The sequence below is a fragment of the Bifidobacterium thermophilum genome, from assembly GCF_037482445.1.
Taxonomy (GTDB): domain Bacteria; phylum Actinomycetota; class Actinomycetes; order Actinomycetales; family Bifidobacteriaceae; genus Bifidobacterium; species Bifidobacterium thermophilum_B.
Genome location: NZ_JBBHLY010000012.1, coordinates 221,106 through 243,325, shown reverse-complemented (window position 1 = coordinate 243,325; position 22,220 = coordinate 221,106). Strand labels below are relative to the sequence as shown.

Genomic DNA, 22,220 nt, shown 5'->3' with positions numbered 1-22,220 from the left:
GGAAATGAAGCCCCTGTATCCCAATTGGTAGAGGAAGCAGCCTCAAAATCTGCGCAGTGTGGGTTCGAGTCCCACCGGGGGCACCGGATTGACGAACAGCCGCGGACGGGTACCACCCGCCGCGGCTTTCTCTTTGGGTTATAGCCAGCATGGGTTGGTCAACAGGTTCGACGGGTTAAATGACAAAATGTGTGTTTTATTCCGGCGTGTCGAGGTGGCGTCATCGGCGTATCCCGCTCGGTCGTTTCCTGCATCAAGCCCCGATCCGTGGCGTATAGGAGAAATCGTGGTGTTTTAGGCTTCGTTCTTTGGGAGCGTATAAGCCGACACGCGTTCCGGCGCCGGCGCCCCATAGCTCGCAAACCGTGTATCACACCTTCTGCCGACGCTGAGGGACGTCTCAGTGTCGACAGAGGCAGAACAAGCCTTGGTCGACGCCGGGTGTGCCGTGAGCGTCGGCAGGCGCAGGCCGGCGGCACGACATCCCGATAGTCGGGGACGGACAGGCGAACGATGAATCATCCCACGACACGCAACCCCCGCAAGGGCTCGGCGGCATCATTGGCACCACGATTTTCCCTATACGCCCGATCCGTGTGATGTCGGCGTCACATCCCCTCTGCTGGTTGCTATGAGGAGAGTATCCGGGGTAATGTCCTCTCGTCTGTCATCTGACTCTGCCGAATCATGTTTTCCGGAAAAGTCAAGCGGGGACTCCGATAATGCCCCGGACGGTAAATCACCCCTCGACACGCCTTACAGCAATAGGGATAAGCGGCAGAATAAAACACACATTTTGTCATTTAACCCTGCCCGCCGCCATTCCTTCCACAAACTGTCTACGCTAAGGCCACCGCTAGTGTAACCGGTTTGCAGACGTAATCGACAGCATGTGCTCATTCAGAACGACACTCCGCAGTACCCCACAGATGTTGACTGGTGACCCTGAAACTGTATATATGAGACAATAAGCAATTCGTCTGTGAGGGATGTCGGAAAGGAAATCTACGAGATGCAAGGAGGCGCGTTGTCTATGGGGTATGTGGTGGTTGGGATCTGCATCGTGGCGGCGATTGTCATCGTTGCTTTGCTGGTGTTTAGGGAGAAGAACGCAGGATATCGTCATCAGCAGAATGAATCTCATCCGGATGGTGCCGTCGTGGTGACGAAGGGGATTGATGAATCATCCTCATCGGACCAAAATCCGAGCAAGCCCGGTATTCTCGTGGAAATGCTTCCGGTAGAAGCGGCGCCGGATGATCAGTTGGTGGAAATCACCGATGGCGAGGTTCTGGCACATGTGAATAATCTCATTCCTAATTTTGCTCAGACGGGTTTGGCGACTGCTAATGCCATCCAAGCTGCGAATGCCGGAAGCGAAGTTCTGTATCGTGCCATCATTCCATCTGGTGCGACTCTTGCGAAGTCGAAGGGGACGGTAGGAGCCGTGCGCGGTTTTTATCGTGGTGCTGACGGAAGAATAGCCGGACACGCCGATTTCGTTGCTGAACATGCGCAGAATGGGGCGGCTGCAGTGGCAAATACCGCGTCGGCTGCCATGAGCGTTGCGTCTATGGTCGTAGGTCAGTATTACATGGCTCAGATCAATGGGAAGATTGAAAAAATCAATAATGAGATTTCAAAAGTCGCAGACTTTCAGAAGAATGAGTTTAAAAGTCGGGTGGCGTCGCTCATAGCTCGCGTGAAGCGTATTGCTGATTTTCAGATGGAAACCCTTGAGAAGGATGAGCTGAGGTTACCGGGGATAGCGCAACTTGACAATCTGGAAAAGGATTGCACCGAGTTGCTCGGTCAGGCGAATTTTACCCTGGCGGGATATGCAAAGCATCATGATCTGGATTATCAGGCTTATGAAAAGGAATTACAGGAGGCGCAGATCTGGTGTACGTATCAAAAAATGCTTCTCGATATGCTCTATAAGATCTCGGATCTTCGTTTCGCGCTTCATCTTGGGGCAGTATCGAGGGAACAGTGCAATGCGGTATTGCCAATGTATGCCAAGCAGGTTGAAGATACACGGAAGTTGTTGGCCGAATGGCACGATGCCATGGCGAAGCGATTGCAAGTCGATGCTGAGAAGGCAAGGCGTAAGAGATCGGGATTCGACGGGGCGGTCCATTTCATTCCCGGATTGTTCAACGATGACCAGAACTTTGAAGCGCTTGATGGCAAGACGGTAAGAATGATAAAAGATCAAAAGGCGAACCATGCGCCTGAACGATGGGACACATCAAATCTTTATGCGCAGGACGTGCAGTTGATTTCCAAGAATGGGAAAATCTATTACCTGCCGCCAAGCAAGACGGAGTAGCGCGACAAAGGGCAAGCCATCTGGAGGGCAGGCTATGGATGTTTTTCTGCTCCGATGCTGGTTATTGCGACGTGGCCCGAGCCTATCGCCTAACGCATTGGCAGACTGATTGGACGGGTGGTGACAAGTCCGGGTCCCACCGGTGCGGCATCAATGCATCGGCATCCGCTATCACGGCGGGTGCTCTGCTTTTCCTGGCTTTGCTTTGTGCGGAATCCGCTTCCTTCCGTATCCGTCATTTCCTTCACCGGCCGCCGGCATCCGCCGGTGTCCGAAATTTCTCGCTATGCCGCTTGTCTTGACATGGACAGCTGGTATCATCGCTAACAGAATGACGGCAGATTGTGCCTGCGGTGTGGGTCCGCGTAGAAGGGCATGGATCGGTCTCGGCTTCGGTGCGGCGCGTATTGGCGTGTCTGCCGGTGAATTAGGAAAGAGGCAGAGATGACTGCGAAGAATGAGACGGAACAGGCACAGCCGGCGACCCCGGTGCTCACTGATGACGAGCTGAAGGCTGTCGCGGCAGGCGAGCCGGTGGCGTCCGCCGATCAGGAGGCAGCCGCTTCCGAGCCTGACGAGAATCGCAAACGCACGGTCGTAGTGGCCGAGGATGAATCCGTGAACCGCATGGACCTGGTCGCCATGCTTGAGGACAGCGGCTACGAGGTTGTCGGCGAGGCCGCCAACGGCGAGGAGGCTGTCGAGCTCACCCGCAAGTATCGTCCGGATGTCGTGTGCATGGATGTCAAGATGCCGCGCATGGACGGCATCACCGCCGCCGGCGTGATCTGCGATGAGAACATTGCCCCGGTGGTCATGCTCACCGCGTTCTCCCAGCCTGATCTGGTCAAGCAGGCCACCGGTGCCGGCGCCATGGCGTACGTCACCAAGCCGTACGAGGAGTCCAAGCTCCTGCCGGCGCTCGAAGTGGCCATGGGCCGGTTCCAGGAGATCAACGATCTGCTCGACAATGTCGAGCGCAGCGAGCACGAGCTCAATGAGACGCGCGACCAGCTGCATGAAGCCGAGGAGAAGCTCAAGAAGGCGCAGGAATCGCTCGAGGAACGCAAGCTTGTCGACCGTGCCAAGGGTCTGCTCATGGACAAGGCGGACTTCTCGGAGCAGGGTGCGTTCCGTTGGATCCAGAAGACCTCGATGGATCAGCGTATCCCGAAGAAGCGCCTGGCCATGGCCATCATCGCCAAGTACGGGGACCAGAAGCCGGAAACCGCCGATGAGTGACGCCACCGAACAACAAGGTAGCCAGGAAGGTGCCGCGGACAAGGATTTCCGCGGCACCTTGCTTGTCGTAGACGGCCATTCGCTCGCGTTCCGTGCATACTTCGCCCTGCCTGTCGAGAATTTCTCGACGACATCAGGCCAGGCCACGAACGCGGTATGGGGCTTCGCCACCATGCTTGCGCAGGTCATCGAAGCCGAACATCCCGACCGGCTTGCGGTCGCATTCGATGTCAAAGGCGGGACATTCCGCAACACGCTGCTGCCCCAGTACAAGGGCACGCGTGATGCCGCGCCAGAGGACCTGCTCACCCAGCTGCCGCTGATCCAGGAGCTGCTCGACGCCCTGGGGGTGGCGCATATCGAGAAGCAAGGCTATGAGGGCGATGACATCATCGGCACGCTCGCCACGATGGGCGAGGACGCGGGATACCGCACATTGGTGCTCTCAGGCGACCGTGACGCGTTCCAACTGGTAGACAACGCCATCACCGTACTGTTCCCGGGCCACCATTTCAAAGACCTCAAGCATATGACGCCGCAGGCTGTCGAGGAGAAATACCACGTGAGCCCGCAGCAGTATCCCGATCTTGCAGCCCTGCGCGGCGAAACCGCCGACAATATTCCCGGCGTGCCCGGAGTCGGCGACGGCTATGCGGCCAAGTGGATCAACCAGTACGGCTCACTGGAGGGGATCATCGAGCATGCCGACGACATCGGCGGGAAGAAGGGCCAGGCGCTGCGTGACAACATCGAGCAGGTCAAGCTCAACCGCAAGGTCAACGCGCTGGTGCGTGACGTCAAACTCGATGTCGGTATGGACGATTTCGCGTTCGGGCCGATGGATCCCGACCGTGTGGCGAAACTTTTCTCACAGCTTGAGTTCGGTGTGCGCACGCGCAGCAAGGTCATGAAGGCCTTCGGCGGTAAGCCGGCCGGCGCGGCCGCGGTATCCCCGCCACAGGCCGGGGCGGCCGAAGCCGGGATGAACCAGCCCGGCGAATCCATCGATGTCATGCACGCGCAGGATGCCTCGCAGCTTCGGGCATGGCTACAACGGTACGCCGCGTCGCTTGCGGCGCCGGATGACGGTCGGACGGCGACAGCCGGATCCTCCGCATCATCTGCACATGCCGCATCATCCGGCCCGGAGGATGACGAGCGACTGGACACCCCGGTGGAACGGACCGGCCTCGACATCGACCATGATGCGCAAGGCGCCGAGCATGTCAGACGCGGCTGGGTGCTCTATGCCGAAGGAAGCGGCAAGCCGGGAGACGCCCATTGCACCCGCATCGCGCTGCTCGTGGAAGACAAGGCGCTCGTGCTCGCATGCCCGCTCGACGATGACACCCGATCTGCCCTGCAAGGGTTCATCGACCGTCACCACGGCGAAATGATCGTCCACGGGTACAAGGAGCACATGCATCTTCTGGAAGCGGCCGGACTGGTCGCCCGACGGCCGGTTTTCGATACGAAGCTCGCCGGGTATCTCGTACTTCCCGACTTCCACCCCGAATCCCTGGACCAGGCGGCGGAACGGTTCATCGACGTGCATATCGACGAGCACGAACGTCCCGCCCAAGGCCAGCTCGACCTTGACGGGACGGATTGCGACGAGGATACGCATGATGACGCGGCCGTCGCGACCCGTCTGGCGACTATCAGGGAACTCGCGGTCCGGTTGTCGGGAACCCTCGACGAGCGCAAGCAGTACGGTCTGCTCACATCTCTCGAGCTTCCCGTCTCGGAAGTGCTGTTCCACATGGAAGATGTCGGGGCATGCGTCGACCAGTCACGGCTGGTTGCCTTGCGTGACCAGTTCGCCGCGGATGCCCGCCAGGCCCAGGAAATCGCGTGGAAGGCCGCCGGGCGTGAAATCAACCTGCAAAGCCCCAAGCAACTGCGCACCATCCTGTTCGAGGACCTGGGCCTCAAACCCTTGCGCAGGACGAAATCCGGGCAATACACCACCGACGCGGCCACGCTTACTGCACTGTACGCGCGTTCGGCGAACGGCAATGAGCGGGCGAACGATTTCCTTGGAGCCTTGCTGCGGCATCGTGAGACGAACAAGCTCAGGCAAATCGTGCAGACCCTGATCGACGCGACCAATCAGCGCGACAGCCGCATCCACACGACATTCGAGCAGACGGTCGCGGCGACCGGGCGTCTCAGCTCCGTCGACCCGAATCTGCAGAACATCCCGAACAGGAATGTCGCCGGGCGTGAAATACGTTCCGCTTTCGTTCCCGGGCCGGGGTACGCGTCGCTGCTCAGCTGCGACTACTCGCAGGTCGAGCTGCGCATCATGGCGGACCTTTCGGGCGACGAGGCGCTGATCGAGGCGTTCCGCTCGGGGGCGGACTTCCATAAATACGTGGCGAGCCTGGTATACCAGGTCCCGGTCAGCGAAATCACCCCCGACCAGCGCAGCCACGTCAAGGCGATGAGCTACGGCCTGGCCTATGGGCTGAGCACGTACGGGCTCGCCCAGCAGCTGCATATCAGTCCTGCGGAGGCCGACGTGCTCAAGGAGAAGTATTTCGCGACCTTCGGCAAGGTCCATGATTACCTCGAATCCCTGGTCGCCAACGCCAGACGAGACGGGTATACCGAAACGGTGTTCGGCCGCAGACGGTACTTCCCGGCATTGCATTCCGCCAAACGCCAGGCGCGCGAGGCGGCTGAACGGGCCGCGTTGAACGCGCCGATCCAAGGGTCCGCCGCCGACATCATGAAAATCGCCATGGTGCGCGCAGACCAGGCGTTGCGCGATGCCGGAGTGGCCAGCAGGATCATCCTGCAGATTCATGACGAACTGGTCGTGGAAATCGCCCCGGGTGAGCAGGAGCAGGTTTCCGCTCTGGTCAGTGACGCGATGGAGCATGCCGTCAAGCTGGCGGTCCCGCTCGACGTATCGGTGGGTATCGGGGCCGACTGGCAGCTGGCCGCCCATTGATCGGATTCGGCAGGCGCCCGCACCAACGGCGTCTGCCGGGAAGGAAAGCGAGGGAAGATGCCGAATCTTCAACAGGTGACGGATGCGCTGGAAACGCTTTACCCGTTGCGGTACGCGGAATCATGGGATGCGCCCGGCCTGATCGTGGGCGACCTGGACGCCCGTGTAGCACGGATCGCGTTCGCCGCGGACCCTACTTTCGCGGTCGTCGAGCAGGCGATTCGCTGGCATGCCGATTTGTTGGTATGCCATCATCCGCTCCTGTTCCGCGCTGCCCATGAAGTATCCGCCGCCGGTGTGCATGGCGCGGTCGTCAGCGCATTGTACCGGCATGGTTGCGCGCTGTGGGTGGGGCATACGAATGCCGATGCCGCCTACCGTGGCGTAGGGCAGGCGGCGGCCGACGCGTTCGGTCTGGTCGACCAGCGGCCGTTGACGCCGATCGATGACCCGGCATCGGACCATGCGGTGGGTATCGGGCGCGTAGGACGATTGGCTGAACCGATGCCGCTGCGGGATTTCGCAGGCCTGGTGGCCCGCACGCTGCCGCGCACCGAGTATGGCATCCAGGTCGCCGGCGAGCTGGACGCGCCGGTGAGCACGGTAGCCGTGCTGCCAGGGTCAGGTGATTCGATGTTCAATGAGGTGCGCGCCAGTGGCGCCGACGTGTACGTCACCAGCGACCTGCGTCACCACCCGGCAACGGACGCGCTGGAGCAGGCGCGATGGGAAGCCTCGCTGCGGCGCCAAGGGCTGCATGCGGGCAGCGGCGACGGGCATATTCGCCCTGCCCTGATCAACACCCCGCATTCGGCGATCGAGTCCCTGTGGTTCCGATACGCGCTCGACGACGTGCCCGCAGCCGTAGAGGCGCAGACCGGAGAACGTCCCGAGACGATGTGGATCAGGATGCGTACCGACCCCTGGGATCTGGTGCTTCGCTGAACGGCGTACGAAGCAATGAGCAGACAGGCTGTCGCGCACGGGCATCACATGCGTGCGCAGGAAAGGAGCCGACATGGGAGGACACGTGGAAGAGCACATAGGGGAACAACACAGCGGTGATGATATGGGGGATGCCCAAGATATGCTTGACCGTTCGTCAGACGGCGTCGACATGAACGGGCAGGTCCGCGAGGTCAGCCGCACGACCGTGTTCACCGGACCGATCTTCTCCATCGACGACATCGTGCTCGAACTGCCGACAACGGACGGCAGCACGGCGCGCATCCGCAGGCAGCTGATCCGACACGCCCCGTGCGTGGTCATGCTGGTTCATGACGTGCCCGGCGACCGGTATCTCATCGAACGTGAATACCGCGTCGGCTCCGACCGTTTCGCCTACGGCTTGCCGGCAGGACTGATGGACCCGGGGGAGAACCCCGAGCAGGCGGCCCTCAGGGAACTCGCCGAAGAGACCGGAACGGTGCCCGACACCGCCGACGCCGCGCGTTTCGACCATGCCGGCGCATACTACTCGTCCGAAGGCATGACCGACGAACTCGCCCATATCATGGTGATTCATCTTGACCGGTGGCACACTGAGGAACGCCATTTCGACGCCGACGAGCACGTCGAATCCGCATGGGTTCCATGGCGGCAGCTGCAGGACACCCCGGTCACCGAGTCCAACGCCATCATCGCCATCCAGCATGAGATGCTGCGCCGCACCTGCTTGGGTGGAACGATCGGATAACACACGGCCGTCTTGCTTGCGAGCATGAAGCGCCAAAACGTGAGATACTGGAATCATGCAAATCAGACCTGGTTCCATGTTTCCGCTCGGGGCAAGCTATGATGGCGCGGGCGTGAATTTCGCATTGTTCTCGCAGGTGGCAGACAAAGTCGAACTGTGCCTGTTCGATGAGCATGACCATGAGACGCGTGTCGAGATGACCGAGCAGAACTCGTATGTGTGGCATAACTACCTGCTCGGCATCCAGCCCGGACAACGCTACGGGTACCGTGTCTACGGGCCGTACGACCCCGAACAGGGGCTACGCTGCAACCCACACAAGCTGCTCCTGGACCCGTACGCCAAGGCGATCGAAGGCAACATCGACGGCGATGAAAGCCTGTACTCGTATTGGTTCCGCAGCCCGGACGACACCCATGACATGAACACGCTCGACTCCGCCGCCCACACCATGAAGGCCGCGGTCATCAACCCGTACTTCGACTGGGGCAACGATCAGCATCCCTTCATCCCGTACCACGATTCGGTGATCTACGAGGCGCACGTGCGCGGCATGACCAACCTCAACACGATGGTTCCCCCGGACATCCGTGGCACCTACGCCGGATTGGCATACCCCGGTGTCATCGAGTATCTCAAGAAGCTTGGCGTCACCGCCATCGAGCTCATGCCGATCCACCAGTTCGTCAATGATTCCTTCCTGCAGGAGAAGGGCCTGAGCAACTACTGGGGGTACAACACCATCGGCTTCTTCGCCCCGCAGAACTCCTACTCGAGTTCAGGCGAACGCGGCGAACAGGTCAACGAGTTCAAATCGATGGTCAAGGCGTACCACCATGCCGGTATGGAAGTCATCCTCGACGTCGTGTACAACCATACAGCCGAAGGCAGCAACTACGGGCCGACCCTGAGTTTCCGAGGCATCGACAACAAGGCATACTACCGGCTCGTGGACAATGACCAGCGCCACTACTTCGACACCACCGGCACCGGCAACTCGCTGCTCATGCGTTCCCCATACGCGCTGCGCCTGATCACCGACAGCCTGCGCTACTGGGTGACGGAAATGCATGTCGACGGCTTCCGCTTCGATCTTGCCGCGACCCTGGCGCGCCAGTTCCAGGAGGTTGACAAGCTTTCGGCGTTCTTCGACATCGTCGAGCAGGATCCGGTCATCTCCCGTGTGAAACTCATCGCCGAACCGTGGGATCTGGGCTCCGGCGGCTACCAGGTGGGAGGCTTCCCGTCCAGCTGGTCGGAGTGGAACGGCCGCTACCGTGATTGCGTCCGCGATTTCTGGCGCTCGCAGCCTTCGACCCTGCCGGAATTCGCCAGCCGCCTGATGGGCAGTTCGGACCTGTACGAGCAGAACGGGCGCAGGCCGGTCGCCTCGGTGAACTTCATCACCGCGCACGACGGGTTCACCATGAACGACCTGGTGAGCTACAACAACAAGCACAACGAGGCCAACGGCGAAGGCAACCGGGACGGCGAGAACAACAACCGGTCCTGGAACTGCGGTGTGGAAGGCCCTACGAGCATCCGGGACGTCAACGAGCTGCGCCAGCGGCAGATGCGCAACATGTTCGCCACGCTTCTGGTCAGCCAGGGCATCCCGATGATCTGTGGGGGCGACGAGGTCGCGCGCACCCAGCAGGGCAACAACAACGCGTACTGCCAGGACAACGAGATCTCGTGGACCAATTGGGATCTCAATGATTCCCAGAGGGATCTGCTGCGGTTCGTCAGCAAGATGGTCCATCTGCGGCTCGACCATCCGGTGCTGCATCGTCGCCGGTTCTTCACCGGGCGTGTGCAAGGCGATGACGAGAACGCCATCCCGCAGGTCGAATGGTTCGACCATCTCGGGCGGATCATGGACATGGACGATTGGCAGAACACGCACGCCTCATCCATGATGGTGTACCTCAACGGCAAGGACATCCCCGAAAGCGACTGGTATGGCAACCAGATGGTCGACAACGATTTCATCCTGATCTTCAACGCGCATTACGAGCCGATCATGTTCACGCTGCCTGACGAGAAATACGGTTCCAAGTGGCAGCTGATCGTGGATACCTATAATCCCAAGGGGCCGGAACTGAGCTATGAGGCGGGGTTCGATATCACCGCACAATCGCGCAGCTTCCTGCTGCTCATGAGCGCCGACGACAAGAACAAGGACGAATTGTTCTGACGCCCTCGAGTCCCTGGTTACTGGTCGGACGCGAGCCTGGACTCGAGGGACGGCTCGACGGCCGTCCCTGAAATCCCGTTGTCGTCGTGACGCCGCCGCCAGTGCAGTCTACGACGCCTGCCGGTCCCGGCACCGTTAGCGCCGCCGACACCACTGTCGACGGATTCACGGGTGACCGGGGCATTGACCGGAATGGGGACCGTCCGCATCCCGTCGGCGTCGTTCGACACCGTTGCCGCATCGTATTGGGCGTGGAGCACCTGCGCCTGCATGCGGTCGGTTTCGATCGCGGCGATCTGCCGGGTGAACACCACGAACCATCCGAGGAACAGCAGACCGGCGAGCGCTTCGACATTGGTCAGCGTATTGTCGCCTTCCAGCCAGATGACGCCGGCGTAGGCGCATACCACGATCGCGAGGTCCGAAATCACGTAGACCGCTTTCGACAATTGCGGTGCAAGCCACGGCAGGGCGATCAGCAGGATGCCCATGATGCCGGGCAGGCTACGCGCGAATACGTTGTGCAGTATCGGATGCGGAGTGTACCGGAACATGCCGATACCGAAGAATTCGATGCCGGCGAGTGTCAGCAGGATGGCGAGGATGACGGTGCGCTGCATGAAATGGGGGATGGGCCCCGACCCCAGTTTGGTCTCGTCACCGTGCCAGCGCAAACGCTGCCGGTAGTTCGCCACCAGCTCGGTGATGGCGAAGTAGCTGATGATGACGATGCAGATGCCGCCAAGCATGAGCGTGGAGTTGAACATGCGCGCCGCGAACGTGGTGCGGTCGCCCAGCTGGGAGAAATTGTTGTTCGCCCAATACGGGTCGTCGCTGGTCGAACCCGCTGTGCTCACGCCTGCGATGATGAAGAACGGCAGGAGCGACGCCAGCGTCTTCGCGTTCATGAGTTCCGCTTGCACAAAGGTGACGTAGCCGAAGATTGCGCAGAACGCCGCGCAAATTGCGGGGAGGTATCCGCTCATGGCCTTGCCCATCATCCCGTTGATCATGTCGAGGAACATGAAGGATGTCAGGAATATCGTCGACCCGTAGACCACGGATAGGGCGAGGACTTCGAACAGCCGGCGCACTACGAGATACCAATGGCGCTGCTCGTGCAGCGAGCGGGAGAAATGCGTGTATCCGACGATGAACGAGAAGACCGCGCATGCGGCGCCGATTGCGGCGCATGCGGTGAATGTACGTTGGGTGAGCTGCCAGATCGCGGGAGCGTGGGCGCGGTACAACGTCATCGCCATGAATCCGACCGCCGCACAGATGACGCAGGAAATAAGCCCGGACGATTCAGCCCGCTGATTGCGCCCCACCTTGGTCTCCTCTCTGTCTGACTGACGCCATTGTATCGCCAGCGATAGAGGGGACCCGATGCCGGCCTCCTGCCCGGCCGGCTGAACGGGGTGGCGTCCCTCATGCCCGCTCTCGTGTAGACGGCGCCGCACGTCCGCCGCACGCCCGGATTCCCGTGGTTACGCAAAAGCCGCGGAATCGTTGCAATCCCGCGGCTCTCCGGTCGGGCTGACAGGATTTGAACCTGCGACATCCTGCTCCCAAAGCAGGCGCGCTACCAAACTGCGCTACAGCCCGTTGTGCCAAACGGCACAATCAATCATTATACCGAACGCCTCGACCAGCGCGACACGGCGGTGTCCCCGCTCACGCCCGACTCAAGCCTTCGTTCACGTCCGCGCTCCCACATACTGCAATAGGGCACTGCCGTGTGCGGCTACTCGGATACTATGGTGACCATGACCGAACACGCATATCCCGACCCTTGGCCCGCACCGACGGCGAGCCGCCCGCTCCACGCGACCGTGACCATTCCGGGCAGCAAATCCCTGTCCAACCGTTTCCTCATCCTTGCCGCGCTCGGCACGAAGCCGGTCACGCTGCATGGATTGCTGCGTTCGCGAGACACCGAACTCATGACGGACGCACTGCGCACGCTCGGTGTGCATTGCGAGGCGAATCCAGACACCGAGACCACGGTGACGGTGACACCTCCGGCAGACGGGCGGTTCCACGGTTCGGATACCGTGTATTGCGGGCTCGCCGGCACGGTGATGCGTTTCGTGCCCGGCCTCGTCCTGTTCGCTGACGGTCCAGTCCGCTTCGATGGGGACAAGCAAGCCTACCAGCGGCCGATGGGGCCGATTCTCGACGGGCTCGAGCAACTTGGCGCGACCATCGCCTACGAGGGTGAGTCCGGACGATTGCCGTTCACCATCACTCCGCCACAGCATGCGCATATTGACGGACAGTGCCGGCATGTCGCCATCGACTCGTCATCATCATCCCAGTTCATATCCGGGCTGCTGCTCATCGGCTCGCGGCTCTCCGGTGGGCTCGATCTCACCCACACCGGCGAACACCTGCCCAGCATGCCGCATATCCGCATGACCATGCATGATGTCGAAGCCGCGGGCGGGCATATCAGCATGCCCGAGCCGGGACACTGGATCGTGAATCCAGCGCAGCTTGCACTGCCCGCAGATGTCACCGTCGAACCCGACCTGTCCAATGCCGCGCCCTTCCTCGAGGCGGCGATGATCGCTTCCGGCAGCGTGTCCATACCGAACTGGCCGTATATCACCACCCAGCCTGGGGGACTGCTGCCCGGAATCCTCCAACATATGGGCGCGAGCATCACCCTCGACGGCACGCCATTCGACGAAGCCATGCGGCAAGCCGAAACCGACCCGCGCGCGTCGTACGCCCACCGGTCGGGAACGCTGACTTTGACCGGCAACGGCACCATCCGCGGGCTTGGGGATTACGACATGTCCGCGGCGGGGGAGATCGCCCCGAGTATCGCCGCCGCGGCCGCGCTTGCCGACACGCCGTCCGCCTTGCATGGCATCGGGCATCTGCGCGGTCACGAGACCAATCGTCTGGCCGCGCTGGTCAAGGAGATCACGCGCATCGGCGGGAAGGCCCGGGAGCTGCCGGATGGGCTGGCAATCGAGCCCGTTCCGCGCGCCTTACTGCATGCTGCGGTCATGGAAACCTATGCCGACCATCGTATGGCGACCTTCGCCGCCATGATCGGGCTTGCCGTGCCGGGCATCGAAATCAGCAACATCGCGACCACGCGCAAGACGATTCCCGATTTCCCTGGCATGTGGGCGGATATGCTCGCACAACGCTGATTCGTATCATTGCGGTCATGCAGATCGCTGGTGACCGCTCCCATTTCTGCTTCTGCCGACGCTGAACAGGCAGTCAGCGTCGGCAGAAGCAGAAAAACGGTACTGGGCGCTTGTTTGCGTACGTATATGAGTGAGGGGCTGTGAGCATGTTCAAGCATGCTCACAGCCCCTCAGCTGTGTCAGCGGTCAGTCGCCGGAGACCGGCCGATCAGTGTGACCGGCGAATTCAGCGGGTGAACTCGTTGCCGTAGGAGTCCTTGCCCTCCGCTGCGATGGTCGCGGATTTGCGGGCGATGGCGAGCTCCTCGTTGGTCGGCACAACGGCGATGACCACGGAGCTGTCCGGCGTGGAGATGACGCGCGGCTGCTTGGAACGCGTGTTGTTCTTCTCCTCGTCGAGCTTGACGCCGAACGGGGCGAGACGATCGCACACCATCTTGCGCACGATTTCGTCGTTCTCGCCGACACCGGCGGTGAAGGTGATCACGTCGACGCCACCCATCTGTGCGGTGAAGTCGCCCACGTACTTGATGATGCGGTGTACGTACACGTCGAGGGCGAGCTTGGCGTCCTTGTCGCCGGCTGCGACGAGCTTGTGGACCTCACGCATGTCGGCGTGGCCGCACATGCCGGTCAGGCCGGAACGCTTGTTGAACAGGGTGTCCAGCTCGTCCACGCTCATGTGGGCGTTGCGGATCAGGTGGAAGACGGCAGCCGGGTCGATATCGCCGGTACGGCCGCCCATCATGAGGCCTTCGAGCGGGGTCAGGCCCATGGAGGTATCGATCGGCTTGCCGGAAATCTGGGCGGAGGCGGAAGCGCCGTTGCCGATGTGCAGGACGATCTGCTTGAGGCCTTCGGCGGGCTTGCCGATGATCTCCGGGACGACGGAGCCGACATACTCGTGGGAGGTGCCGTGGGCGCCGTAGCGGCGGATGTGGTACTGCTCGGCGATGTCCTTGTTCAGCGCGTAGGTGCTGGCTTCGGCAGGCAGCTGGAAGAAGAAGGAGGAATCGAACACGAAGACCTGCGGCACGTCGGGCAGCAGCTGGCGCATGACTTCGGCGCCCTTGGCTTCCGGGCCGTTGTGGAGCGGGGCGAGCACGGCGAGATCCTTGACCTGGTTGATGGTCTTGTCGGTGACGAGCGCCGGCTTCGGGAAGATGTAGCCGCCCTGGACCACGCGGTGGCCGACAGCCACGATGCCAGCCTCGGAAAGCTTCGGGCCGTACTGCTCGAAGAAGCCGAGCACGCGCTTCAGGCCCTGCTCGTGATCGTGGATGGGCTCCTCGAGCTCATGCTTCTCACCGTTGTACTCGTGCTTGTAATGGCCGTCGGTCGGCTCGCCGATCTTCTCGACGAGGCCGGAAGCGAGACCTTCACCGGTCTCGAGGTCGACCAGCTGGTACTTGATCGAGCTGGAACCCGAATTGATGACAAGGACGGTTTTCGCCATAGTGGGCATCCTCCATTGTTGTGTACGATCCGTGCGGTTCTGCACGGCTACCATAGCTGACTTTACTCGCGAGCGGCTACAAATCGGGGCGTACGCCATGGCGGATCCATGAGCGTACGCCCCTCGTCACTGGGCTTGCCCGGCAACTCCGGCTCCGGGCCAGCCCGCCCGGTCAGTCTTCTTTCGTCTGCAACGCCGTCAATGCGATGGTATTGATGATATCCTGCACGGTCGCGCCGCGAGACAGGTCGTTGACCGGTCGGTTGAGGCCTTGCAGCACCGGCCCGATCGCACGGGCGCCCGACGCGCGCTGGACTGCCTTGTACCCGATATTGCCGGCGCTTAGATCCGGGAAGACGAACACGTTGACATGCCCGGCGACTGGGTTGCCCGGCGCCTTGGTTGCGGCCACCTCCGGCTCCCACGCGGCATCGAACTGGATTGGCCCGACCAGGGGCAGATCCGGCTGCTGCTCACGCACCAATGCGGTGGCTTCCTCAACCAGCTCGACATCCGGTCCTTTGCCCGAGCTGAGCGTCGAATACGACAGCATGCCCACCCGCGGTTCGATGCCGAGACTCTTGGCCGTGCGCGCCGATTCGATGGCGATTTCCGCGAGTTGACGGGCATCCGGGTTCGGTGTGATCGCCACGTCCGCGAAAACAGCGACATGCGTCTTGAAGCACATGAGGAACGCGCCGGACACCAGCGAATTACCCGGCTTGGTCTTGATGACCTGCAAGGCAGGCCGCACGGTGTTCGCCGTGGAATTGACCGAGCCGGACACCAACCCGTCCGCCTTGCCGAGCACGACGAGCATCGTGCCGAAATAGCTCGGATCCTTGAGCTGCTCGCGCGCCTTGTCGGGCGTCATGCCTTTCTTGGCACGCAGTTCGCACAGCTTGTCAATCATAGGAGCGAGAACGGTCTCATCGTTCATGCTCTGGAAGTGTGCCTTGGACAGGTGCTTGAGTCCGAGCTCGTCGCCATGCTTGAGGATGTCATCGCGTTCGCCGAGAATCAGCAGATCGACGACCTCGCGTTCGAGCAGATAATCCGCGGCTTCGAGAATGCGGCCTTCCTCGCCTTCCGGTAGTACGATGGTCGCGCCGGACTCCTTGGCGCCATGCAGCAGTTTGTTCTGGAACGCGTACGGCGTGGTGGCAGGGGAGAAGGGGGTGCCGATTGCCGCCCGGACCTCGTCGGCGGGAGCGTTGTCGCAGAATGCTTTGAGCGCGCGTTCGGCGGCATCGTTATGCTCCGGATCGGGGAAATCGACCGCGGGAATCGTCCACACCGGAATATCAAGCCCGGACAAGGCCTGACGGGCATCGGCGGCTTTCTCAGGCGTGCAGCCGGTCACGAAAACGCCGACGACGGCCGAGCCGCCGTGTTCGATCGCCTGACGGCAGGATTCGACGGTCGCGAGCACTTCCTCGCCATTGCGTCGCATAGTGCACACCGCCAGGAACACCGGGGATTTGAGGTCCGCGGCGATATCGACGTCAAGTTCGAAGCTGTGCGGGTTGAACACGTGGGAGGCGTCCGTGCCGACGATGACCATGGCCTCGGCGCCGCTGGCTTTCACAGTGTCGTAGTAGGCGGAGACGATGTCAGGCCGGACGCACTGCGGGTGCTCGCGTGCATACTTGGGGCACACCCCACGTACATCCTCGAGGCTCTGGCCCGCGTTCGACGCTTCGACTAGCGCTTGCGTGATGGGGCTTTTTCGACATGCGATCGGGCGGAACACCCCGGTGCGTGCCACGGCGGTCAGAGCGTCAAGCACCCCATACGCCACGACGTTGCGGCCGTTGCCGCCTTCTGGACTTGCGATATAAATCACTCGTTCCGACATGTTGCTCCTTGGATCTTGCCTGCGCGCTTCCGTGCACGAGGCTTGGGCATCATCGTTCCGTTCTATTGTACGGTCGTTGTGTTTCGCGGGATGCCGCTGTGTCGAAAGAGGAGCTGTCGCTGTTCCTTTCTCCGCTACTGTCTCAGCGGGCTGTCGACATACGGACAGGAGTATGAGATTTCAAGGTGCGTATTCGGCAGCCGGGAGATGATGAGTTTGCCTCCTTTCACCGTGTGAGCGGCGGCGTCGCACTGGTAATATAGCGCCGAGTCGACCTCCACGCCCTCCTGCTTACCGTTCGCGTCCGTCCCTCGAACATGGTAGTAGGTGGTATGGCATCCGTATGTGCCGCAATTCGGGTCATATCCCTCTTGTCTGGACGTGCTGATGTTGGTCAGTGTGACCCGCTCCGGATTGCCGACGTAAGGGATGTCCTTGACCGCGGGGATGAAGAAGAAGTGTGTAGCGGCGATGAGCGCGGCAACAATGGCCAGGATGGCTATCACGGCTTCGAAGGGTCGCAGATTGGGCCCGGTTTCGGACTTGTGCTGGAAGCCGTCTCGCAGCAAGGCGCAGCACATCACCGCTGTTACCGTGAGTATGGGCACACACAACAGTGCGCAGATGTAATAGAAGCGGTCAAGCGTCCCCCACTCGCTCATCGGGAAATCAAAGCCTCCAATGAGGATTGCCGGAACGATGGCAATGAGGGGCATGATGACACAGAGCATAAAGGCCAGCAAATTGAAGACGCGGGTGAATGTGTTACTGAAGTCGAATCTGGCATACAGAATCTTCTCCTTTGTTGTCTTACTGGTCTCCTGCACCCAGTCTTGTCTGTCCGGCGGTGTGGCGCCGACGGTGTCCGGAGCGGTAACCGGTGCCGTAGGGCTGGTCGGCGAGCATTGCTGGGGCGGAATGATATTTTCTGATGCGTCATCCATGACGGCGGGCTCTCTTCCAATGTGCTGTGCAATGTGCTGTGTATAGCAGAAGCTGCATCGTAGAAAATATTATATCTTGGCGACTTGAATGAGGACTAACATCGGGTAAACAGTAGACGAATCGTGGGCAGGTAACGGATACGTGCGTCATCGAGTGACCGCAAGACCCGTAGTCTGTGCAGGATGCCGATGTGACTTCAAGTGAACTTGAACTCTGAGAATTGGTGGCATACCGCGATGTTCGAGGAGAGCACCGATATGGATTTGAAAACGTTCCTTGACGAGATGGATTCCGGACACGGGGCGGTGGCGGGCTCGGGCGTGCACCTGTTCATGCGGCGGTAGCGGTGGATGATATGGCTGAGTTGTTTTATCATGGCGATAGGGCAGTGATATGAGGTAGAAGTATGAAGCGTCCTTTATCTGCGAATGGCGAGGTCGGCGTGTCTTTGGTTGACAGTCGCCTGATTGGTATGGCAAGCTGAATTTGCGAAATAAGGCGAACTAAGTTCGACTCGCTGAGGCCGCTTCGGGAAACCGGGGCGGCCTTGGTGCTTCTATGCGAACTGGAGATCACCGCAAGGAGGGGCGGCATGACCGGTTTACACAAGCGCTTCAAGGATTATTCGGATCTCACCGCGTTGCTGCGGTCGCGCGGCATGATTGTGGATGATGATCGTGCCATTCCCGTGCTCCGGCGTGAAGGCTATTACATGATCATCAATGGTTACAAGGTATACGTCACATGTCGCGGAGGCGTGTGCCCCGACGTTCGTCTGTTTCCGAGCGTCACGTTGCGCATGTCAAGGCATATGCAGATTGATAGATAGTATGAGACGCTGCCATCCATGAGGTATGTTCTGCTGAGTCGCGTATATCGCGGCATGCGTAACACGACGGATGCCTAGGGGGAGAGTTGCTTGGTGTTGTGTGTCCGGCATCTAAAGTATGCCTTGGCATGCTCAACATGGTAGATGCCGGAGGATCTGCCATCATTCCTCGTGTTCTTGCCGGTTGTGTATGTCGCGGCATGCGTAACACGGTGAGCCTCTGAAAACGGATAATATCGGTCTGTCTTTTCCGATGTTGTTTGCGATTCCCCGACATTACGGCAGGAGGGGCACCGGGATTGTTCCCGATGCCCCTCCTGAGTTTAAGGCTTATGCCTCATGCGTCTCGCGACGCGTCAATCACTCGTTGTCGCCAGCGGTTGCGGCGGTAGCGGTGACGGCGCCCTGCTTGGCGGTATCAACGCCCGGCCACACCCAGTCGGTGTAATCCGGATGATCGTAGCCCTTGTCGACCGCGAACTGGAAGGCTTCGTCGCGGAAGGCCTCCAGCTTGTCGATCTCAGCGGCGTACTTGTCGGCATCAACCATGCGCAGAGCCTCAGCGGTCAGCTCGTAGCGGTCGATGTTGTTGACGCGCACCATGTCGTACGGCGTGGTGGTGGAGCCCTGCTCTTCGTAGCCGTGAACGTTGAAGTTATCGTGGTTCGGGCGATCGTAGATCAGGCCGCGCACGTCGCGGGCATAGGAGTGGTAGGCGAACAGAACCGGCTTGTCGGTGGTGAACAGGTCAGCGAACTCCTCATCGGTGAGCGCCTCGTTGTTCTCCTTGGCAGACTGGAGCTTGATCAGATCCACCACGTTGACGACCTTGAACTTGATGCCGAGCTTGTTGAGCTTGTCGGCAGCAGCCATGATCTCCTGGGTCGGAACGTCGCCGACGGAAGCGAGGACGATGTCGGCCTCGTCGTTGGACTTGACGTTGGAAGCCCACTTCCACTCAGCAGCACCCTTCTCGAGCTCGGCACGAGCCTCGTCGAGGGACAGCCAGGTGGCGGCCGGCTGCTTGCCGGCGATGATCGCGTTGATCATGTTGGTGGACTTGAAGCACTTCTCGGCGACGGCCAGCAGCATGTTGGAATCAACCGGGAAGTAGATGCCAATCACGTGGTCGTTGTTGAAGCACTTGTTCAGCAGCACGGAGGTCACACCCGGATCCTGATGGGAGAAGCCGTTGTGATCCTGACGCCACACGTGGGAGGAGACCAGCAGGTTCATGGAGGAGATCGGCTTGCGCCACGGGATCTCACGAACCGTTGCCTCGAGCCACTTGGCGTGCTGGTTCAGCATGGAGTCGATCACGTGCACGAAGGACTCGTAGGAGCTCCAGATGCCGTGACGGCCGGTGAGCAGGTAGCCCTCGAGGAAGCCTTCCATCTGATGCTCGGAAAGCTGCTCGGTGACCTGGCCGGTGACGGCCATGTGCTCATCAACCTGAGCGGACAGGTAGCCGGCATCCCACTGCTTGTTGGTCACTTCATAAGCGGCAGCAAGACGGTTGGAAGCGGTCTCGTCCGGTCCGAAGATACGGAACGAATCCGGGTTGTTCTTGATGATGTCGCGGCAGTAGACGCCGAGACGACGGGTGGCCTCGAGCTGGCCCCAGCCGTGGCCGTACTCGGAGACTTCCTTGACCTCGTAGTCCTCGAGCTTCGGCAGGTTCAGCTCCTCGCGGATGCGGCCGCCGTTGGCGTTCGGGTTCTGGCCGATGCGCAGTTCGCCCTTCGGCATGAAGGCGGTGACTTCCGGACGCACAGCGCCCTTGTCGTCGAACAGCTCTTCCGGCTTGTAGGACTCGAGCCAGTTCTTGAGCACCTGGAAGTGCTCTTCGGTATCGCGGGCGGAAGCCAGCGGCACCTGGTGAGCGCGCCAGGAGCCCTCGGTCTTCTTGCCGTCGATGAACTTCGGGCAGGTCCAGCCCTTCGGGGTGCGGAAGATGATCATCGGGTAGAACGGACGGGTCATATCGTCGGTCTGAGCCGCGGCCTTGATGTCGCAGATCTCGTCGAAGACGGACTCGAACAGGTCGGCGAAGCGACGGTGGATGGACATGTGGTCCTCATCGTCGAAGCCGGCGACGAACTCGTACGGCTCGTAGCCCATGCCGTGGAAGAACTCGTGCAGCTCTTCGTCGGAGATGCGGGAGAGGATGGTCGGGTTGGCGATCTTGTAGCCGTTGAGGTGCAGGATCGGCAGCACGATACCATCGGTGCGCGGGTTGATGAGCTTGTTGGACTGCCAACCGGTGGCCAGCGGGCCGGTCTCGGCTTCGCCGTCGCCGACGATGGCCGGCACGAACAGGCTCGGGTTGTTCATCACAGCGCCATAGGCGTGGGACAGGGCATAACCAAGCTCGCCACCTTCGTGGATGGAGCCCGGGGTCTCCGGAGCGTAGTGGGACGGGATGCCGCCCGGGTAGGAGAACTGGCGGAAGAACTTCTGCAGGCCAGCCTCATCCTTGGTGATGTTCGGGAAATACTCGGTGTAGGTGCCGTCCAGGTAGGACTGAGCGGTACCGGCCGGGCCGCCGTGGCCCGGGCCCATGATGATTACGGTGTTCTGCTGGTGATCGGCGATGAGACGGTTGATGTGGCCGATGAGGAAGTTCAGGCCCGGGGTGGTGCCCCAGTGACCGACGAGACGATGCTTCACGTCTTCGCGGGTGAACGGCTCCTTCATCAGAGGGTTGCTGCGAAGATAGATCTGGCCGATGGACAGGTAGTTGGCGGTGCGCCAGTACTTGTCAACGCCTTCGAGGGCTTCCTCGGAAACCGGAGCGTCAAGCTTCTTCCAAGGGGTGCCAATAACAGGATTCGTCATGTGTACTCCTGTACTCCTGCACTGTTCGTGCGATTGGTTGTTTACGTTCGGGCAAGAACTCCTCAGGCCTTGCGGTCTGCGGACTTCTCTCCCTGTCGCGACCAATCGTATGTGGAGCACACGACTTTTGCACGTTTTTTTGCGTGTGTGTTCGAAACTGTTGCCATATTTTTATGTATTGTGAGATTGAGATGGTGGAGATGTGAAGGTGAACGGAAGATGAAATCTCGTCGAAAACCGCGGAACATCAAGGAAAGTCAGGGTTGCTGAACATTCTGTACGTTCATTTCGGCAGAAAACATGGCGGCGTGTTGACGCGTGGCGTGTTCTGTTCATGTTCGCTTGCGGCGATGGTGGGGTCCGGATGATATCGGCGTGTTGTGCGACTGGGGCGCAGGATGATTCCGGCCGGTATTCGGCTGTTGTGCGACTGCGGTGTCGCACTGTTGGCGGGTATGGCATTCAACTGGCTGGTGATGGCTGGTATCCGCACGCTGTGCGACTGGGTTGTCGCATGGTGGGCTGGTTACGTGGTTGATGTGCCGGTGCCGGTCAGTACTGGGGCGCGGTGTGACTGGGTTGTCGCACGGCGGGCGGGTTGTGTGGCTGGTTGGTTTCGGGTTTGCTGATATCCAGCTGTAGTGTGACCAAGATGTCGCATGGCTGGCCAGGTATGGCATCCGGTGGACCGGTGAGGG

General features: G+C 60.6%; 14 protein-coding genes and 2 tRNA genes. 10 read left to right on the top strand and 6 right to left on the bottom strand.

The window, feature by feature from the left end; all coding sequences use genetic code 11:
- Window positions 1-9 precede the first annotated feature (9 nt).
- From WD012_RS08000 to glgX, 7 genes are all read left to right on the top strand, one after another.
- Window positions 10-83 (top strand) — tRNA-Leu (locus WD012_RS08000).
- A 929-nt stretch (window positions 84-1,012) separates the two neighbouring features.
- A complete protein-coding gene (locus WD012_RS07995; protein ID WP_339563214.1) occupies window positions 1,013-2,332 on the top strand; it encodes a hypothetical protein in 1,320 nt (439 codons plus the stop codon).
- A 444-nt stretch (window positions 2,333-2,776) separates the two neighbouring features.
- Window positions 2,777-3,574, top strand: a complete 798-nt coding sequence (locus WD012_RS07990; RefSeq protein ID WP_339563213.1) for an ANTAR domain-containing response regulator — start codon at window positions 2,777-2,779, stop codon at window positions 3,572-3,574.
- Window positions 3,567-6,533, top strand: a complete 2,967-nt coding sequence (gene polA, locus WD012_RS07985; protein WP_339563212.1) for a DNA polymerase I — start codon at window positions 3,567-3,569, stop codon at window positions 6,531-6,533. The genes WD012_RS07990 and polA overlap by 8 nt, the downstream gene beginning before the upstream one ends.
- Window positions 6,534-6,590: 57 nt before the next feature.
- Window positions 6,591-7,478, top strand: a complete 888-nt coding sequence (locus WD012_RS07980) for a Nif3-like dinuclear metal center hexameric protein (protein ID WP_339563211.1) — start codon at window positions 6,591-6,593, stop codon at window positions 7,476-7,478.
- A gap of 124 nt (window positions 7,479-7,602) precedes the next feature.
- Window positions 7,603-8,229 carry an NUDIX hydrolase gene (locus WD012_RS07975; RefSeq protein WP_339563244.1) on the top strand — a complete coding sequence of 209 codons (627 nt, stop codon included), beginning with the start codon at window positions 7,603-7,605 and terminating at the stop codon, window positions 8,227-8,229.
- A 55-nt stretch (window positions 8,230-8,284) separates the two neighbouring features.
- Window positions 8,285-10,426, top strand: a complete 2,142-nt coding sequence (gene glgX / locus WD012_RS07970; protein WP_339563210.1) for a glycogen debranching protein GlgX — start codon at window positions 8,285-8,287, stop codon at window positions 10,424-10,426.
- A gap of 17 nt (window positions 10,427-10,443) precedes the next feature.
- Here the strand turns inward: glgX and WD012_RS07965 are convergent, their stop codons facing one another.
- Window positions 10,444-11,757: an ABC transporter permease gene (locus tag WD012_RS07965; protein WP_339563209.1), complete on the bottom strand. Its 1,314-nt coding sequence runs from the start codon at window positions 11,755-11,757 to the stop codon at window positions 10,444-10,446.
- Between the two features lie 203 nt (window positions 11,758-11,960).
- Window positions 11,961-12,034: transfer RNA gene (locus WD012_RS07960), tRNA-Pro, on the bottom strand.
- 161 nt (window positions 12,035-12,195) lie between these two features.
- Here WD012_RS07960 and aroA point away from each other — a divergent pair.
- On the top strand, window positions 12,196-13,596 hold the full coding sequence (gene aroA / locus WD012_RS07955; protein ID WP_339563208.1) for a 3-phosphoshikimate 1-carboxyvinyltransferase: 1,401 nt from the start codon (window positions 12,196-12,198) through the stop codon (window positions 13,594-13,596).
- 226 nt (window positions 13,597-13,822) lie between these two features.
- Here the strand turns inward: aroA and WD012_RS07950 are convergent, their stop codons facing one another.
- The 3 genes from WD012_RS07950 to WD012_RS07940 form a co-directional block, all read right to left on the bottom strand.
- Window positions 13,823-15,052 (bottom strand): acetate/propionate family kinase, encoded by a 1,230-nt coding sequence (locus WD012_RS07950; protein ID WP_339563207.1) that lies wholly within the window; start codon window positions 15,050-15,052, stop codon window positions 13,823-13,825.
- Window positions 15,053-15,224: 172 nt separating this feature from the next.
- The gene (gene pta, locus WD012_RS07945; RefSeq protein WP_339563206.1) at window positions 15,225-16,910 is read right to left on the bottom strand and encodes a phosphate acetyltransferase; all 1,686 of its coding nucleotides are present in this window, start codon (window positions 16,908-16,910) and stop codon (window positions 15,225-15,227) included.
- A 134-nt stretch (window positions 16,911-17,044) separates the two neighbouring features.
- On the bottom strand, window positions 17,045-17,854 hold the full coding sequence (locus WD012_RS07940) for a hypothetical protein (protein WP_339563205.1): 810 nt from the start codon (window positions 17,852-17,854) through the stop codon (window positions 17,045-17,047).
- A gap of 207 nt (window positions 17,855-18,061) precedes the next feature.
- Between WD012_RS07940 and WD012_RS07935 the strand changes: the two genes are divergently transcribed.
- Both WD012_RS07935 and WD012_RS07930 read left to right on the top strand, forming a co-directional pair.
- On the top strand, window positions 18,062-18,199 hold the full coding sequence (locus WD012_RS07935) for a hypothetical protein (RefSeq protein ID WP_339563204.1): 138 nt from the start codon (window positions 18,062-18,064) through the stop codon (window positions 18,197-18,199).
- A gap of 248 nt (window positions 18,200-18,447) precedes the next feature.
- Window positions 18,448-18,684, top strand: a complete 237-nt coding sequence (locus WD012_RS07930) for a hypothetical protein (RefSeq protein WP_339563203.1) — start codon at window positions 18,448-18,450, stop codon at window positions 18,682-18,684.
- Window positions 18,685-19,044: 360 nt separating this feature from the next.
- Here the strand turns inward: WD012_RS07930 and WD012_RS07925 are convergent, their stop codons facing one another.
- Window positions 19,045-21,522 (bottom strand): phosphoketolase, encoded by a 2,478-nt coding sequence (locus WD012_RS07925; protein ID WP_339563202.1) that lies wholly within the window; start codon window positions 21,520-21,522, stop codon window positions 19,045-19,047.
- Window positions 21,523-22,220 lie beyond the last annotated feature (698 nt).

Excerpts from the sequence above, each read along its gene's own strand:
- WD012_RS07995 (WP_339563214.1), top strand. The coding sequence starts at position 1,013 with ATGCAAGGAGGCGCGTTGTCTATGGGGTATGTGGTGGTTGGGATCTGC.
- WD012_RS07990 (WP_339563213.1), top strand. The coding sequence starts at position 2,777 with ATGACTGCGAAGAATGAGACGGAACAGGCACAGCCGGCGACCCCGGTG.
- polA (WP_339563212.1), top strand. The coding sequence starts at position 3,567 with ATGAGTGACGCCACCGAACAACAAGGTAGCCAGGAAGGTGCCGCGGAC.
- WD012_RS07980 (WP_339563211.1), top strand. The coding sequence starts at position 6,591 with ATGCCGAATCTTCAACAGGTGACGGATGCGCTGGAAACGCTTTACCCG.
- WD012_RS07975 (WP_339563244.1), top strand. The coding sequence starts at position 7,603 with ATGGGGGATGCCCAAGATATGCTTGACCGTTCGTCAGACGGCGTCGAC.
- glgX (WP_339563210.1), top strand. The coding sequence starts at position 8,285 with ATGCAAATCAGACCTGGTTCCATGTTTCCGCTCGGGGCAAGCTATGAT.
- aroA (WP_339563208.1), top strand. The coding sequence starts at position 12,196 with ATGACCGAACACGCATATCCCGACCCTTGGCCCGCACCGACGGCGAGC.
- WD012_RS07950 (WP_339563207.1), bottom strand. The coding sequence starts at position 15,052 with ATGGCGAAAACCGTCCTTGTCATCAATTCGGGTTCCAGCTCGATCAAG.
- pta (WP_339563206.1), bottom strand. The coding sequence starts at position 16,910 with ATGTCGGAACGAGTGATTTATATCGCAAGTCCAGAAGGCGGCAACGGC.
- WD012_RS07940 (WP_339563205.1), bottom strand. The coding sequence starts at position 17,854 with ATGGATGACGCATCAGAAAATATCATTCCGCCCCAGCAATGCTCGCCG.
- WD012_RS07930 (WP_339563203.1), top strand. The coding sequence starts at position 18,448 with ATGACCGGTTTACACAAGCGCTTCAAGGATTATTCGGATCTCACCGCG.
- WD012_RS07925 (WP_339563202.1), bottom strand. The coding sequence starts at position 21,522 with ATGACGAATCCTGTTATTGGCACCCCTTGGAAGAAGCTTGACGCTCCG.